Below are 16,354 nucleotides of genomic sequence, written 5' to 3'. Positions count from 1 at the left end.
GGACGCGCGGTGGTGCGCGGGCGGGCGGGGCCGGTGCGGGGGCGGAGGGGTCGGGTGGGTGCGCTCCGGACGGAGGTAGGGTCGAGGGCGTTCAACACCCGCCGGGGTGGGACCGGGTGACCCCCGGATCCTGCGGTCCGGCGCTTTCGAGGGCAGGAGAGATGACCGTGCAGCAGGAGGCCCTGGCCGGCGGTGAGGCGCTTGAGGTCTGGATCGACCAGGATCTGTGTACGGGGGACGGGATCTGTGCCCAGTACGCCCCTGAGGTGTTCGAGCTGGACATCGACGGTCTGGCCTATGTGAAGGGCTCGGACGACGAGCTGCTGCTCGCGAAGGGGGCGACGGCGCCGGTGCCGTTGCCGCTGCTGACGGATGTGGTGGACTCGGCGCGGGAGTGTCCGGGCGAGTGCATTCATGTGCGCCGGGTCGCGGACGGGGTCGAGGTGTACGGGCCGGACGCGGAGTGACTTTCCGGCCACCCCGCGTGGCCTGTGTGGTGCGGGGGTGGCCGTCAGACGCTGTGGGCGGCCACGGGGGTGGAGCGTACGAACGCGTGGCCGTTCCACTGCCAGCCGGCGCTGGTCTTCACATCCGGACAGCAACTGGGCACATTGTCCGATGAATAGCCGAGCATGGTGGCGGTGACCGTTTTGTCGGCGACGGCGAAGTCGGTGACCGTGAGCCGGTCCTTGGGCTCGACGAGGGTGGCGACGACGCGGGGCCGGGTGGCTCCGGCGGCCTGGGTGAGGACGTAGACGCCGTCGGGCGGGGTGCCCATGGCGGAGTCGCAGTGGACCACGGCGACCGTTTCCGGTCTGCCGTCGCCGTCGAGGTCGCCGGTGGCCTTCTTGACGACCTTCTCCTTCACCGGCCCGCAGTCGAGGGGGAAGTCCACGCCGGTGGTGCTGGGCGGCGCGGCGGCCGCGGCGGCGGGCTTCGTCTCCGTTCCCGCGGTGGGCTGGGCGGCCTTGGCCGAGCCCGGCTGGAGGAAGGACGAGAGGGCCACGACGCCGGCCACTGCGGTGGCGGTGGCGAGCCAGTGCATGGGGCGGGTGTCGGTGTGAGCGAGCTCCGGGACCACGGATTGCTGCACTAGGAGTGTCTCCTGTGAGGCCTGTGCCAGGGGGGATGGCCTGCATCGTGCCACACGTCACAGTGGGAGGGAACGGCGGGGTGGGCTTCCGCTGCGGTGGGGTTCCTCGGGCCTGCTGTCCGGTCGGCGGGTGAGCCTGTCCGGTCAACGCGTGAGCGCCGCGGCCGAGTTCCGGCGGGGTCCGGGGAACTGGGCGGCGGCGCTCGTACGTTGGTCGGTCGGCGGTGCGGGTACCGCCCCTCGGGCGCGGCCGAGGGGGCAGGCTCAGCGGCCGGCGCCGCCGTCGGCGTTGGGTCCGTCGTAGTCCTCGCCGTAGGCGCCCTTGGCGGGGCGGCGGCGGCGCATGGGCGGTTCGACGCCGTCGGCGAGGCGGCGGGCGGTGAGCAGGAAGCCGGTGTGGCCGATCATCCGGTGGTCGGGGCGGACGGCGAGGCCTTCTACGTGCCAGTTGCGGATCATCGTCTCCCAGGAGGTCGGCTCGTTGAAGCAGCCGATCTCGCGGATGGACTCGACGGTCCGGGCGAGCTGGGTGGTGGTGGCGACGTAGCAGCACAGGATGCCGCCGGGGACGAGTGCCTTGGAGACGGCCTCCAGGCATTCCCAGGGGGCGAGCATGTCGAGGATGACGCGGTCGACGTCGGTGTCCGAGAGGTTGTCCTGGAGGTCGCCGACGGTGAGCTGCCAGGCCGGGTGGGGGCCGCCGAAGTAGCGTTCCACGTTCTGCTGGGCGATCTCGGCGAAGTCCGCGCGGCGTTCGTAGCTGTGCAGCATGCCCTGGTCGCCGATGGCGCGCAGCAGGAAGCTGCTGAGCGATCCGGAGCCGACGCCGGCTTCGACGACGCGGGCGCCGGGGAAGATGTCGGCGAAGGAGAGGATCTGCCCCGCGTCCTTGGGGTAGACGACGGCTGCCCCACGGGGCATGGACAGGACGTAGTCGGGGAGCAGGGGGCGCAGCGCGAGGTAGGCGACGTTGCCGGTGGTGCGGACAACGCTGCCCTCGGGAGCGCCGATCAGTTCGTCGTGCGGGAAGGAGCCCTTGTGGGTGTGGAAGTTCTTCCCGGCTTCGAGCGTGAACGTGTAGTGGCGGCCCTTGGGGTCGGTCAGCTGTACCTGGTCCCCGACCTTGAAGGGCCCGCGCCTGCGGGCGGCACCGGTCGGTTCGGACATGTGACCAGCCTACCGGGGTTTGTGGAGGCCTCCGACCATCGGGAAGGGGCGCCGGTCGGGGTGGGCGGGGTTCAGCTGGGGCGGGCCATGGCCCTGACGAAGGCCCGTTCGACGTCCGCCGCGGACAGGACGCCGTAGATCTCGCCGGTCTCCTCCACCACCAGGTATTCGGTGGCCGGGGTGGCGCGCAGGACGTCCAGGAGGTCCTCTCCGGCCAGTTCCGCGGAGACGCGCATGCCGTCGGTGAGGTCCTGGGCGAGGCCGCTGACGGCGACCCAGGGGCGGCGGTGTTCGGGTACGCCGACGATGGCGGCCTCGCGGACGAGGGAGAGGGGGGTGCCGTCGGCGTCGACGACGACGAGGGCGCGGGCGCCGGCGGCGTTGGCGCGGCGCAGGGCTTCGGAGAGGGGGGTGTCGGTCTCGACGGGGACGGCACGGCGGGTGAGGGTGCGGGCGCGTAGTTCCGGGAGGTGTTCGCGCAGGCGGGCCATGCGCAGGCTGTTGCCGGCGCCGGTCCAGATGATGGCGGCGAGGATGGCGGCGAGCAGGGCGTCGGTGACGGTGTCCATGCCGTTGATGTCCTCGCCGCCGCCTCCGAAGGCGCCCGACTGGTTGAGCAGCGGGAGGCCGACGAGGACGGAGATGGCGAGGGCGCGGCCGACCCAGGCGGCGGCGACGGTGCCGCTCATGGGTCTGCCGGTGATCTTCCAGACGACGGCGCGGAGCATGCGGCCGCCGTCGAGGGGGAGGCCGGGCAGGAGGTTGAAGGCGGCGACGATGAGGTTGGAGACCATGAGGCCGGCCAGCAGGACGCCGGGGACGGTGCCGGGCTGGACGGGTTGCATGGCGAGGTAGAAGACGCCGGAGAGGATCAGGGAGAGCAGGGGGCCGACGAAGGCCAGCACGAACTCCCGTCCGGGGGTCTCGGCTTCCTTCTCGATCTCGGAGACGCCGCCGAAGAACTGGAGCTGGATGCGGCGGACGGGGAGGTTGAAGCGGATCGCGGCGACCGTGTGGGCGAGTTCGTGGACCAGGACGGAGGCGTAGAAGGCGACGGCGAAGAAGAGGGAAACGAGGTAGCGGGCGGCGCCGAGTTCGGGCAGTACGCGGTCGAGCTGGCCGCCGAAGACCCAGGTGATGAGTGCGGCGACGAGGAACCAGCTGGGGGCGACGTACACGGGTACGCCGAAGGGCCGTCCCATGAGCAGTCCGCCGCCGGGCTCCTTGGGCCGCTGCGGCGGCCGTCCCTTGGCCATCCCGGACTGTGCGTGGGCCCGTCCGTCGCCCTCGGGGCTCTCGGCGGGTGAGTCCTTGCGCGCCTCGGGTACCGAGGCGGGACGCGGTCCGGACGCGGCTTCGGCACGGATGTCGGGGGCCGGGGTGACACCGGCGCCCGGCTGCCGCCGCGGCTCCTGCTCCGGGACGGGGCCGGTGGCCGGCTCCCGGTGCGCTTCGCCGTCCGCGCGGGGACCGGTGGTCGGCTGCGGGCGGGACTCCGGAGCCGCGCTCGGTTCGGCGCCCGGCTCCCGGTGGGCTTCGTCCGCCGGGCGCACCCCGGCGGTCGGCTCCGGGCCGGCCCCGGGGGCCGGAGCGTGATCGGTGGCCGGCTCGCGGTGGGGGGCGCTGGTGGGTTCCTGGGGTGCGGGGACGGCCGTGGGCGGCTCGGGGCCGGGCTCCGGAGTGGGGGCGGCGGTCGTCGGCTCCTGGGAGGCCTCGTGAGGGGCCGGGGGCGTGTCGGTGGCCGGTTCGGGTGCCGGGGCGTCGGCGGGTGGCTGCCGGTCCGGGTCTTTGGCGCGGGCGTCGGTGGGGGCCGGGCCTGCGTCGTTGGTGGGGGCCGTAGGACCTGCGGGGTGCTCGGTCGGTTCGGTGTTGTCCGACCGGGGCTGCCCGCTGCCGCCGCTCACGTCCACGGTGTCCCCTCGTTAGAAGCGTCGTCTCCGGTCGATGGTATGCGGCCGTCGTGACGCGTTTCTCCCCGGCACCCCTTGTGTTGGTGCGGCTGTCGTGCGGGTTGGGTGACTGTCAGTGGCGGGCCGTATGGTCTGTGGCATGGACAGCAGCATCGAGGACGCCTCACAGGCTCGGGGCGCGGACATCGTCGCGCAGGCACAGTCGCCGGTGGGGGCGGCGCAGGCGTCCGCGGCGGTGCCGCCCGCCTCGCTGTCGCCCTCGCGGGCCAGTGACTTCATGCAGTGTCCGTTGCTTTACCGGTTCCGGGTGATCGACCGGCTGCCGGAGAAGCCGAGCGAGGCGGCGACCAGAGGGACGTTGGTGCACGCGGTGCTTGAGCGGTTGTTCGACGCGCCTGCGGCGGAGCGGACGGTGCCGTGGGCCAGATCGCTGGTTCCGGGGCAGTGGGACCGGCTGCGGGAGAGCAGGCCGGAGGTCGGTGAGCTGTTCGCGGACGATCCCGAGGGCGAGCGGCTGGCGCGCTGGCTGGGTGAGGCGGAGCAGCTCGTGGAGCGCTGGTTCACGCTGGAGGATCCGTCCCGGCTGGAGCCGGTGGAGCGGGAGCTGTTCGTGGAGACCGAGCTGGAGTCTGGGCTGCGGCTGCGCGGGATCATCGACCGGGTGGATGTGGCGGCGACCGGTGAGGTGCGGATCGTCGACTACAAGACGGGCAAGGCGCCGAGGCCGGAGTACGCCGAGGGTGCGCTGTTCCAGATGAAGTTCTACGCGTTGGTGGTGTGGCGGCTGAAGAACGTGGTGCCGCGGCGGCTGCAGCTGGTGTATCTGGGCAGTGGTGACGTGCTGACGTACGACCCGGTGCCGGCCGATCTCCAGCGGGTCGAGCGCAAGTTGCTGGCGTTGTGGGAGGCGATCCGGGAGGCGACGGAGTCGGGTGTGTGGCGGCCGCGTCCGACGAAGCTGTGCGGCTGGTGCGATCATCAGGCGCACTGCCCGGAGTTCGGTGGTACTCCCCCGCCGTATCCGCTGCCGGTGAGGTCGGCCGGGTCCGGGGACCTGGCGCAGGGCAGAATGGGCGCGGACTAGCGAAGGAGACTTACCGTGGCCATCCGCGTCCTACTGGTCGACGACCAGCCGCTGCTGCGAACCGGGTTCCGGATGATTCTGGAGGCCGAGCAGGACATCGCGGTCGTGGGCGAGGCCGGAGACGGTCTGCAGGCCCTCGACCAGGTGCGTGCGCTGCAGCCCGATGTCGTGCTGATGGACATCCGGATGCCGCGGATGGACGGTGTGGAGGCGACCCGGCAGATCACCGGGCCGGGCCGGGACGGTCCGGCGAAGGTGCTGGTGCTGACCACGTTCGATCTGGACGAGTACGTGGTGGAGGCGCTGCGCGCGGGGGCCAGTGGCTTCCTGCTGAAGGACGCCCCGGCGAACGAGCTGGTGCAGGCGATCCGGGTGGTGGCGAACGGCGAGGCGATGCTGGCGCCGAGCATCACGCGCCGGCTGCTGGACAAGTACGCCACGCATCTGCCGTCGGGCGAGGAGCCGGTGCCCGACACCCTGCACACGCTCACCGACCGTGAGGTGGAGGTGTTGAAGCTGGTGGCGCGGGGGTTGTCGAACGCGGAGATCGCTGCGGACCTGTTCGTCAGTGAGACCACCGTGAAGACGCATGTGGGGCATGTGCTGACGAAGCTGGGGCTGCGGGACCGGGTGCAGGCGGCGGTGTACGCGTACGAGAGCGGTCTGGTGCGTCCCGGCGCGCAGTAGGGGACGACACGGACGCAGCGGGAGACGCTACGACGCGAAGGGCGCCCCTCTCCGATCGGAGAGGGGCGCCCTTCGCGTCGTGTGCGTGCCGTGCGGCGGGGTGTCAGCTGCTGGAGCCGCGACCGAGCTCCCACAGCTGGAGGCTGGCGGAGGAGTTGAGGGCGTAGGCGACGCCCGTGACGTCGTTGCGGGCGGCGACGTACTCCTTGCCCTGCCACAGCGGCAGCACCGGGACGTCGTCGGCGACGGTGTCCTGGATGGTGGTCAGGCTGCTGGTGGCGCTGGCCCGGTCGGCCTCGCGGCGGGACTCGGGGATCAGCGTGTTGATGATCTTGTTGTTGACGTAGGGCGACTTGAGGAAGTTGTCCTTGTCGAGGAACGGCGCGAGGAAGTTGTCGGCGTCGGGGAAGTCGGGGAACCAGCCCATGCCGTAGACGTCGTAGGCGCCCTTGCGTTCGGCCGTCTGGTACTTGTCCCAGGGGGTGCCCTGGATGCTGACGTCGAACAGGCCGCTGCTGTTGAGCTGCTTCTGGAGGACCTCGAACTCCTGCTTGGTGGCCGAGCCGTAGTGGTCGGTCGTGTAGTGCATGGTCAGCTTCACCGGGGTGGTGATGCCAGCCGCGGTCAGCAGGGTCTTGGCCTTGGGGACGCTGGGGTCGCCGTACTTGTTGAAGAAGGAGTTGGAGTGGCCGGTGATGGAGGCCGGGACCAGCGAGTACAGCGGTTCGGCCTGGGAGCCGTAGACCTTGGAGACGAGGGCGGCGCGGTCGATGATCTGGGCCATGGCCTCGCGGACGGCCTTGGACTTGACCGTGGGCGCGTTGGTGTTGAAGCCGAGGTAGCGGATCTCGAGGCCGGCCATCTCGACGAGGTCGACGTTGGAGTCGTCGCCGGTGTCGAGCTTGTTGATCTGCGCGGGCGACATGGTGCGGGTCATGACGTCGATGTCGCCCTTGTCGATCGCCTTGCCCATGGCGTCGGCGTCGGCGTAGGAGCGCAGGACGACCTGCTCGTTGTTGACCTTCACGGCGCCCTTGTAGCTGGGGTTCTTGGTGAAGGTGGCGGAGACGAGCGCGTCGTTCTGGACGTCGGCCTTGAAGGTGTAGGGGCCGGAGCCGTCGATGTCGAAGCCGTCGCGGAGCTTGTCCTTCTCGTAGTCCTTCGGGTTCACGATGCCCGCGACCGGGGTGGACAGCTTGTACGGGAAGGTGGCGTCGGCGGACTTGAGGTGGAAGATGACCTCGCGGTCGCCCTGGGTCTCGATGGTGTCGATGTTCGAGAGGAGGGCGTAGACGCCGGTGTCGGCCTTGACGCGCAGGGCGCGCTCGATGGAGTACTTGACGTCCTGGGCGGTGACGGCGTCGCCGCTGGAGAACTTGAGGCCCTCGCGCAGCTTGCAGGCGTAGCGTTCGCTGCCGCTGTCGGTGAAGGAGCAGCTCTCGGCGGCGTCCGGGACCGGGTCGCCCTCACCCTTGGGCTGCGACATGAGGGTCTGCACGGTCTGGCGCAGGATGTTCCAGCCGCCGACGTCGTACGAGTAGGCGGGGTCGACCGGCGCCGGAGCGTCCTTCGTGGCGGTGAACTGGTCAGTGGTGCCTACGACGATCGCGTCGTTGCTGCTGCTCCCGCTGTCGGATCCACCGCACGCGGCGAGCACCGGAGTGAGCAGGCCGACCACGGCCGGCAGCACCAAAGTCTTGCGGTTCATGCTCGAAGTTCTCCAGAGCTGTTCGTGTCCGTGTATCCCGCATACATGGGGTGTCGAAGCGGATCACGGGGGTTACGGCGATGTTCTCGCGACGAGATTAGTCGGCGCCTGCAGGAGGGTTCACAGGAGCGTGAGTTGAGATCCCATCACGCAGTGGAACCGGGCGTGGACAGTCCGAAAACCCGACAGCGGCAGGATTAGTGCAGCCTCTCCCCAATCGGGACACAAGGTCACCCCGAATCCCCCCGATCGGGGGTGGATGGCACACCTCGGCAACGTTGTCGACTCTCCTGCACGTGGGGAACGTCACACGCGTGAGGGGCGGCGCCGCCACCGCAATTCAGCCGGTTGAACAGTTGCGAATTCCTCGCCCGATCTCCGCCGCGATTTCACCCAATGATCTTTGCACGCTGGGTGAACGGCTAGCGCATTTCCGTCATCAGTCCGCGCAGGAATGCCAGGTCGACCTCTTCCAGCGAAGTGACGACGGTGCGCCGCTCGGCAGGGGCGATGGGCGCGACGGAGGGTACGGCGACCACCTGGCAGCCGGCGGCCTCGGCGGCGGCGACCCCGGTCGCGGTGTCCTCGACGACCGCGCATCTGGCCGGGTCCACGCCGAGGCCGGCGGCGGCGAGCAGATACGGGTCCGGGTGGGGCTTGGTGCGCGAGACCTCGTCACCGGCGACGGACAGGCCGAAGTGGTGGGCGCCCAGCCGGGACAGGACACGGTCGATGATGCGCCGGTGCGAGGCGGAGACCAGGGCGGTGGGGATCTGCTGCTCGTAGAGCTCGGCGAGCAGCCGCTGCGCGCCCGGCATCAGCGGCAGGCCGCTGCCGATGCGGGCCTCGAAGCCGTCGTTGAGCAGGACGCTGACCTCGGCGAGCGTGATGGCCGCGCCGGTGGCCTCGATGAGGAACCCGGCGCTGCGGGTCATCGGGCCGCCGACCACGACATGGCGCCAGGACTCGTCGAGGGTGTGGCCGAGGCGGGCGAAGATCTCCACCTCGACGTCCCACCAGAAGCCCTCGGTGTCCACCAGGGTGCCGTCCATGTCGAGGAGCACCGCCTGAAGGGCCGATCCTTCGGCCGTACGGGTTCCGAGCGCGGGGACCGTGCTGGTCATCCACGTACCTCCTTGAGGGACGATCAAGCCGGTTCCCATGCGGGGAACCGGCCTGCTGTGGACCGACCAGTGTACGACTTATCCGATCAGTGTGCCGTGTGGGACACGTCTCGGGTCGTGGCGGGGCTCAGCGTGCGTTGAAGTACTTCGCCTCCGGGTGGTGGATCACGATCGCGTCGGTGGACTGCTCGGGGTGGAGCTGGAACTCCTCGGAGAGGTGGACGCCGATCCGCTCGGGCCGGAGCAGGTCGGCGATCTTGGCACGGTCCTCCAGGTCGGGGCAGGCGCCGTAGCCGAGGGAGAAGCGGGCGCCCCGGTACTTCAGGGCGAACATGTCCTCGACATCGGCCGGGTCCTCGCCGGCGAAGCCCAGCTCGGAGCGCACGCGCGCGTGCCAGTACTCGGCGAGGGCCTCGGCGAGCTGGACGGACAGGCCGTGCAGTTCCAGGTAGTCGCGGTAGGCGTTGGCCTCGAAGAGCTTGGCGGTCTGCTCGCCGATGCGGGAGCCGACGGTGACGACCTGGAGGCCGACCACGTCCGTCTCCCCCGACTCCTCCGGGCGGAAGAAGTCGGCGAGGCACAGCCGGCGGCCGCGGCGCTGGCGGGGGAAGGTGAACCGGGTGCGTTCGTTGCCCTGTTCGTCCAGGATGATCAGGTCGTCGTCCTTGGAGACGCACGGGAAGTAGCCGTAGACCACGGCCGCTTCCAGCAGGTTCTCGGTCTGGAGCTGGTCGAGCAGGCCGCGCAGCCGGGGGCGGCCGTCGGTCTCGACGAGTTCCTCGTACGACGGTCCCTCGCCGGTGCGGGCCTGCTTGAGGCCCCACTGGCCCTTGAAGAGGGCGCCCTCGTCGAGCCAGCCGGCGTACTCCTTGAGCTGGATGCCCTTGATGACGCGGCTGTCCCAGAACGGCGGGGTGGGCACCGGGTTGTCGACGGCGACGTCGGAGCGGACATGGCCTTCCTCGGGCCGTTCCTCGACCTCGGCGGTGGCGGCCGGCCGCACCCGGCGCTGCTTCAGCTCCGGCAGGACGGCGCCGGGCACCCCGCGCTTGACGCCGATGAGGGCGTCCATCAGGCGCAGGCCCTCGAAGGCGTCGCGGGCGTAGCGGACCTCGCCCTCGTAGAGCTCGTGCAGGTCCTGCTCGACATAGGCGCGGGTGAGGGCGGCGCCGCCGAGGATGACCGGGTAGGAGGCCGCGAGGCCGCGCTGGTTGAGCTCCTCCAGGTTCTCCTTCATGATCACCGTGGACTTGACCAGCAGGCCGGACATGCCGATGACGTCGGCCCGGTGCTCGTCGGCGGCCTCCAGGATCGCGGAGACGGGCTGCTTGATGCCCAGGTTGACGACGTTGTAGCCGTTGTTGGACAGGATGATGTCGACGAGGTTCTTGCCGATGTCGTGGACGTCGCCGCGGACGGTGGCGAGGACGATGGTGCCCTTGCCCTCGGCGTCGGACTTCTCCATGTGCGGTTCGAGGTGGGCGACGGCGGCCTTCATGACCTCGGCGGACTGCAGGACGAACGGCAGCTGCATCTGGCCGGAGCCGAACAGCTCGCCGACGACCTTCATGCCGTCCAGGAGGGTCTCGTTGACGATGTCCAGGGCGGCGCGGGTGGTCAGCGCCTCGTCGAGGTCGGCCTCCAGGCCGTTCTTCTCGCCGTCGATGATGCGGCGCTTGAGGCGCTCCTCCAGCGGAAGGGCGGCCAGCTCCTCGGCCTTGCCGGCCTTGAGGGACTTGGCGGTGGCACCCTCGAAGAGCTGCATGAGCTTCTGCAGGGGGTCGTAGCCCTCGGCGCGGCGGTCGTGGATGAGGTCGAGGGCGGTCTGCACCTCTTCCTCGCTGAAGCGGGCGATCGGCAGGATCTTGCTGGCGTGCACGATCGCCGAGTCCAGGCCGGCCTTGACGCATTCGTCGAGGAAGACGGAGTTCAGCAGGATGCGGGCGGCCGGGTTGAGGCCGAAGGAGATGTTGGACAGGCCGAGGGTGGTCTGGACGTCCGGGTGGCGGCGCTTGAGTTCGCGGATCGCCTCGATGGTGGCGATGCCGTCCTTGCGGGACTCCTCCTGGCCGGTACAGATGGTGAAGGTCAGGGTGTCGATGAGGATGTCTGACTCGTGGATGCCCCAGTTCCCGGTCAGGTCGTCGATGAGCCGTTCGGCGATGGCGACCTTGTGCTCGGGGGTGCGGGCCTGGCCCTGTTCGTCGATGGTCAGCGCGATCAGGGCGGCGCCGTGCTCGCGGGCCAGCTTGGTGACCTTGGCGAAGCGGGACTCGGGGCCGTCGCCGTCCTCGTAGTTGACGGAGTTGATGACCGCGCGGCCGCCGAGCTTCTCCAGGCCGGCCTGGATGACGTCGACCTCGGTGGAGTCGAGGACGATCGGCAGGGTGGAGGCGGTGGCGAAGCGGCCGGCCAGTTCCTCCATGTCGGCGACGCCGTCGCGGCCGACGTAGTCCACGCAGAGGTCGAGCATGTGGGCGCCCTCGCGGATCTGCTCGCGGGCCATCTCCACACAATCGTCCCAGCGGGCGGCCAGCATGGCCTCGCGGAACTTCTTGGAACCGTTGGCGTTGGTGCGCTCGCCGATGGCCAGGTAGGAGGTGTCCTGGCGGAACGGGACCGTCTGGTAGAGGGAGGCGGCGCCGGGCTCGGGGCGCGGGCTGCGCTCGGGCGGGGTGACGCCCCGGACCTTCTCGACGACCTGGCGCAGGTGCTCGGGGGTGGTGCCGCAGCAGCCGCCGATGAGGGAGAGGCCGTAGTCGCGGACGAAGTTGTCCTGGGCCTCGGCCAGGCCCTCGGGGCCGAGCGGGAAGTGGGCGCCGTCCTTGGTGAGGACCGGCAGACCGGCGTTCGGCATGCACAGCAGCGGGATGCGGGAGTGCCGGGTGAGGTAGCGCAGGTGTTCGCTCATCTCGGCGGGGCCGGTCGAGCAGTTCAGGCCGATCATGTCGATGCCGAGCGGCTCCAGCGCGGTGAGCGCGGCGCCGATCTCGGAGCCGAGGAGCATGGTGCCGGTGGTCTCGAAGGCCATGGAGACCAGGAGCGGGACCTCGGTGCCGAGGGCTTCCATGGCGCGGCGGGCGCCGAGGACGGAGGCCTTGGTCTGCAGGAGGTCCTGGGTGGTCTCGACGATCAGTGCGTCGGCGCCGCCGGTGAGCAGACCCTCGGCGTTCTGCTGGAAGCCGTCACGGATGGTGACGTACGGCACATGGCCGAGGGTGGGCAGCTTGGTGCCGGGGCCGATGGAGCCGAGCACCCAGCGCTGCCGGCCGTCGGCGGCGGTGTGCTCGTCGGCGACCTCGCGGGCGATGCGGGCGCCGGCCTCGGACAGTTCGTGGACGCGGTCGGCGATGTCGTACTCCGCCATGGCCGCGGTGTTGGCCCCGAAGGTGTTGGTCTCGACACAGTCGACGCCCACGGCGAAGTACGCCTCGTGGACGGAGCGGACGATGTCGGGGCGGGTGATGTTGAGGATCTCGTTGCAGCCCTCGAGGTTCTCGAAGTCCTCCAGGGTGGGGTCCTGCGCCTGCAGCATGGTGCCCATGGCTCCGTCGGCGACCACCACACGGGTGGCGAGTGCCTCTCGGAGCGCGGACACGCGGGTCCGGCTGTCGGTGGAAGGGGACGGCGGCGACGAGGCCATGAAGGGCTCCCTTGGATGCGACGGCTGTCGGCTATGCGGTCCCCCCGGGCGGGCCCGGACCGGGACGCACTGCGTCAGCCTAACCGGGTGTGGGCTTGGATGGGCAGGGCGTCCATGTGGCGGACGAGTGAGTCGGCTGGTGGGGGAGTATGTCGCGGGCTCTGGCTTCCTGGTCGCGTACCGGCCATGGTGCGGGGCGGACGAGTGTGGCCGGGTGACCAAGGTTGGGCCACGCGTGATGTAACAGGTGTCGACCGACCATTAGCGGAGAGTCGACATGGACCGGTAGTGTTCGACATTGCCGAACGGTGGTTATGGCGGCCGTGACGGCGAGGGTCGTAGGGACGGAGGCAGAACGGCGATGGCACGGAACATCCAGTCGCTCGAACGGGCGGCCGCGATGCTGCGGCTGCTCGCGGGCGGCGAGCGACGGCTCGGCCTGTCCGACATCGCCTCGTCACTGGGTCTCGCCAAGGGCACCGCCCACGGCATACTGCGCACCCTGCAGCAGGAGGGGTTCGTCGAACAGGACGACGCCTCCGGGCGGTACCAGCTGGGCGCCGAGCTGCTCCGGCTCGGCACCACCTATCTGGACGTCCACGAGCTGCGGGCGCGGGCGCTGGTGTGGACGGACGACCTGGCCCGCTCCAGCGGGGAGAGCGTCTACCTGGGCGTTCTCCATCAACAGGGCGTGCTGATCGTGCACCACGTCTTCCGGCCCGACGACAGCCGGCAGGTGCTGGAGATCGGGGCGATGCAACCCCTGCACTCCACGGCCCTGGGCAAGGTGCTGTCGGCCTACGACCCGGTCGCGCACAGCGAGGCCCTGGAGGCCGACCGCAAGCCCTTCACCGACCGCACGACCTGCGACCAGGACGCCTTCGAGAACATCCTCGACATCACGCGCGCGCGTGGGTACGCGGCCGATGTGGAGGAGACCTGGGAGGGCGTGGCCTCCGTCGCGGCGCCCATCCACGACCGGCGCCGTATGCCGGTGGGCGCGGTGGGCATCACGGGCGCGGTGGAGCGGCTGTGCCGGGACGGGGAACTGCGGCCCGAGCTGATCGCCGCGGTGCGCGACTGTGCCCGCGCGGTGTCGCGGGACCTGGGCGCGGGGCGGTTCTGACCCCTCGCCGCTGATCGACGACCGAGGCCGGTTCGCATGTCGGCGAACCGGCCTCAGCCGTACCCTGAGATGAACAAAGCGGGATAAAACCGCAGTTCAGGACCCCAGGAGCGAGAGCGGCCCCCGGGCCTCGGCCCGGCCGGGTGCGACCCGGACAAAGATCGATATCCCACAGCAATCAATAACGATCGCACTTTCGATAACAGAACCCTTGACGCACGCGTAACGCCGGAGCAAGACTCCCGTCCATCGGTCGGCATTGTCGAACACCTACCGGCAATACGCGCTAGAGTGTGACAACGCCAAGGGCCGGCATCGCTCTCACCCCCGAGGGCAGCTCGAACTCCCGGAGGGACCCGGGGTTCGGTCCCCTGGACGAAGGACAAAGGAGTCGCGGGTGTCCAGCTCCGACATCTTCATCGGCGAGACCATCGGTACCGCCATACTCATCCTGCTCGGCGGTGGCGTCTGCGCTGCCGTTACGCTCAAGGCCTCCAAGGCCCGTAACGCCGGTTGGCTCGCCATCACCTTCGGGTGGGGTTTCGCCGTTCTGACGGCCGTTTACACCTCGGCGCCCCTCTCGGGCGCCCACCTGAACCCGGCCGTCTCCCTCGCACTCGCGATCAAGAACCACGACTACAGCACGCTCCCCGAGTACTGGGGCGGTCAGCTGCTGGGCGCCATGATCGGCGCCACCCTGGTCTGGGTGGCCTACTACGGCCAGTTCCACGCGCACCTCACCGACAAGGAGATCGTCGGCGGTCCGGGTGCGCAGGCCACGGCGGCCAAGGCCGTCGAGGCCGAGGAGAAGGGCGCCGGGCCGGTCCTGGGCATCTTCTCCACCGGTCCGGAGATCCGGAACGTGGTGCAGAACCTCGCCACGGAGATCATCGGCACCATCGTGCTGGTGCTCGCCGTCCTCACCCAGGGCCTGAACGACAAGGGCAACGGCCTGGGCACCCTCGGCGCGCTGATCACCTCGCTGGTGGTCGTCTCGATCGGTCTGTCGCTCGGCGGCCCGACGGGCTACGCGATCAACCCGGCCCGTGACCTCGGTCCGCGCATCGTGCACGCGCTCCTCCCCCTGCCCAACAAGGGCGGTTCCGACTGGAGCTACGCCTGGATCCCGGTGGTCGGCCCGCTGGTCGGCGCCGCGATCGCCGCAGGCATCTACAACGTCGCCTTCGCCTAAACAGCAACCTCCGCTGAAAAAGCCGACTCGCGCCGTACGTTCAGCCCCAACACCACGGAACTTCGAGGAGCACACAGTGACCGACGCCCACACCGCAGGCCCCTTCATCGCCGCGATCGACCAGGGCACCACCTCCAGCCGCTGCATCGTCTTCGACAAGGACGGCCGGATCGTCTCGGTCGACCAGAAGGAGCACGAGCAGATCTTCCCCAAGCCGGGCTGGGTCGAGCACAACGCCAACGAGATCTGGACCAACGTCCAGGAAGTCGTCGCCGGTGCCATCCAGAAGGCCGGCATCACCCGTGACGACATCAAGGCCATCGGCATCACCAACCAGCGCGAGACCACCGTGCTGTGGGACAAGAACACCGGTGAGCCCGTCCACAACGCGATCGTCTGGCAGGACACCCGCACCGACGCCCTCTGCAAGGAGCTCGGGCGCAACGTCGGCCAGGACCGCTTCCGCCGCGAGACCGGTCTCCCCCTCGCCTCCTACTTCGCCGGTCCCAAGGCCCGCTGGCTGCTCGACAACGTCGACGGCCTCAAGGAGCGCGCCGAGGCGGGCGACATCCTCTTCGGCACCATGGACACCTGGGTCATCTGGAACCTGACCGGCGGTGTCAACGGCGGCAAGCACGTCACCGACGTGACCAACGCCTCCCGCACCCTTCTCATGAACCTGCACACCACGCAGTGGGACGAGAAGATCGCCGAATCCATCGGCGTGCCGCTGCAGATCCTGCCCGAGATCCGCTCCTCCGCCGAGGTCTACGGCGAGGTCACCGGCGGCAAGCTGGGCGACCTGCTCGGCGGCATCCCGGTCGCCTCCGCGCTCGGCGACCAGCAGGCGGCCCTGTTCGGCCAGACCTGCTTCTCCGAGGGCGAGGTCAAGTCCACCTACGGCACCGGCACCTTCATGGTGATGAACACCGGTGACAAGATCATCAACTCCTACGCGGGCCTGCTGACCACGGTCGGCTACAAGATCGGCGACCAGCCGACCGTGTTCGCGCTGGAGGGCTCGATCGCCGTCACCGGCTCGCTGGTGCAGTGGATGCGCGACCAGATGGGCCTGATCTCCACCGCGGCCGAGATCGAGACGCTCGCGCTCTCGGTCGAGGACAACGGCGGCGCCTACTTCGTGCCGGCCTTCTCCGGCCTGTTCGCCCCGCACTGGCGCTCCGACGCCCGCGGTGTGATCGCCGGCCTGACCCGGTACGTCACCAAGGCGCACCTGGCCCGCGCCGTCCTGGAGGCCACCGCCTGGCAGACCCGCGAGATCGCGGACGCCATGGTGAAGGACTCCGGCGACGAGCTGGTGGCCCTCAAGGTCGACGGTGGCATGACCGCCAACAACCTGCTGATGCAGACCCTCGCCGACGTCCTCGACGCACCCGTGGTGCGCCCGATGGTCGCCGAGACCACCTGCCTCGGCGCCGCCTACGCCGCCGGCCTCGCCGTCGGCTTCTGGTCCAGCACCGACGAACTGCGCGCCAACTGGCGCCGGGCCGCCGAGTGGACCCCCCGCATGGACGCGGACGTCCGCGACCGTGAGTACAAGAACTGGCTCAAGGCCGTCGACCGGACCATGGGCTGGATCGACGACGACGAGAGCTGAGC

12 protein-coding genes are annotated in these 16,354 nt (G+C 70.0%); 6 read left to right on the top strand and 6 right to left on the bottom strand.

The window, feature by feature from the left end; all coding sequences use genetic code 11:
• Positions 1-161 precede the first annotated feature (161 nt).
• Entirely contained in the window at positions 162-467 is a 306-nt protein-coding gene (locus tag EDD90_RS42205; protein ID WP_123978358.1) for a ferredoxin, read from the top strand.
• A 44-nt stretch (positions 468-511) separates the two neighbouring features.
• On the opposite strand, the gene EDD90_RS42200 is transcribed toward EDD90_RS42205, so the two are convergent.
• The 3 genes from EDD90_RS42200 to EDD90_RS42190 all read right to left on the bottom strand — a co-directional run bounded on the left by EDD90_RS42200 (position 512) and on the right by EDD90_RS42190 (position 4,170).
• Positions 512-1,093 (bottom strand): hypothetical protein, encoded by a 582-nt coding sequence (locus EDD90_RS42200; RefSeq protein ID WP_123978357.1) that lies wholly within the window; start codon positions 1,091-1,093, stop codon positions 512-514.
• A 264-nt stretch (positions 1,094-1,357) separates the two neighbouring features.
• On the bottom strand, positions 1,358-2,260 hold the full coding sequence (locus EDD90_RS42195; RefSeq protein ID WP_089103073.1) for a tRNA (adenine-N1)-methyltransferase: 903 nt from the start codon (positions 2,258-2,260) through the stop codon (positions 1,358-1,360).
• A gap of 71 nt (positions 2,261-2,331) precedes the next feature.
• Positions 2,332-4,170: a site-2 protease family protein gene (locus EDD90_RS42190; RefSeq protein ID WP_123978356.1), complete on the bottom strand. Its 1,839-nt coding sequence runs from the start codon at positions 4,168-4,170 to the stop codon at positions 2,332-2,334.
• 139 nt (positions 4,171-4,309) lie between these two features.
• Between EDD90_RS42190 and EDD90_RS42185 the strand changes: the two genes are divergently transcribed.
• A complete protein-coding gene (locus EDD90_RS42185) occupies positions 4,310-5,254 on the top strand; it encodes a RecB family exonuclease (RefSeq protein WP_123978355.1) in 945 nt (314 codons plus the stop codon).
• A gap of 15 nt (positions 5,255-5,269) precedes the next feature.
• Entirely contained in the window at positions 5,270-5,941 is a 672-nt protein-coding gene (locus EDD90_RS42180; RefSeq protein WP_030608351.1) for a response regulator transcription factor, read from the top strand.
• A gap of 103 nt (positions 5,942-6,044) precedes the next feature.
• Here EDD90_RS42180 and EDD90_RS42175 read toward each other — a convergent pair whose 3' ends face one another.
• From EDD90_RS42175 to metH, 3 genes are all read right to left on the bottom strand, one after another.
• Positions 6,045-7,649 (bottom strand): ABC transporter substrate-binding protein, encoded by a 1,605-nt coding sequence (locus EDD90_RS42175; protein WP_123978354.1) that lies wholly within the window; start codon positions 7,647-7,649, stop codon positions 6,045-6,047.
• A gap of 422 nt (positions 7,650-8,071) precedes the next feature.
• Positions 8,072-8,773, bottom strand: a complete 702-nt coding sequence (locus EDD90_RS42170) for an HAD family phosphatase (RefSeq protein WP_123978353.1) — start codon at positions 8,771-8,773, stop codon at positions 8,072-8,074.
• A gap of 127 nt (positions 8,774-8,900) precedes the next feature.
• Entirely contained in the window at positions 8,901-12,416 is a 3,516-nt protein-coding gene (metH, locus tag EDD90_RS42165; protein ID WP_123978352.1) for a methionine synthase, read from the bottom strand.
• Between the two features lie 361 nt (positions 12,417-12,777).
• On the opposite strand from metH, the gene EDD90_RS42160 reads away from it, so the two are divergent.
• The 3 genes from EDD90_RS42160 (at position 12,778) to glpK (ending at position 16,352) form a co-directional block, all read left to right on the top strand.
• Positions 12,778-13,542: an IclR family transcriptional regulator gene (locus EDD90_RS42160; protein WP_123978351.1), complete on the top strand. Its 765-nt coding sequence runs from the start codon at positions 12,778-12,780 to the stop codon at positions 13,540-13,542.
• A gap of 397 nt (positions 13,543-13,939) precedes the next feature.
• Positions 13,940-14,734, top strand: a complete 795-nt coding sequence (locus EDD90_RS42155) for an MIP/aquaporin family protein (RefSeq protein ID WP_123978350.1) — start codon at positions 13,940-13,942, stop codon at positions 14,732-14,734.
• A gap of 76 nt (positions 14,735-14,810) precedes the next feature.
• Positions 14,811-16,352 (top strand): glycerol kinase GlpK, encoded by a 1,542-nt coding sequence (gene glpK / locus EDD90_RS42150; protein ID WP_123978349.1) that lies wholly within the window; start codon positions 14,811-14,813, stop codon positions 16,350-16,352.
• Positions 16,353-16,354: the final 2 nt, after the last annotated feature.

The organism is Streptomyces sp. Ag109_O5-1, from assembly GCF_003814875.1.
GTDB classification, from domain to species: domain Bacteria; phylum Actinomycetota; class Actinomycetes; order Streptomycetales; family Streptomycetaceae; genus Streptomyces; species Streptomyces sasae.
Note: the sequence above shows the minus strand (reverse complement) of the source record. Positions and strands in the feature narration are given on the sequence as shown.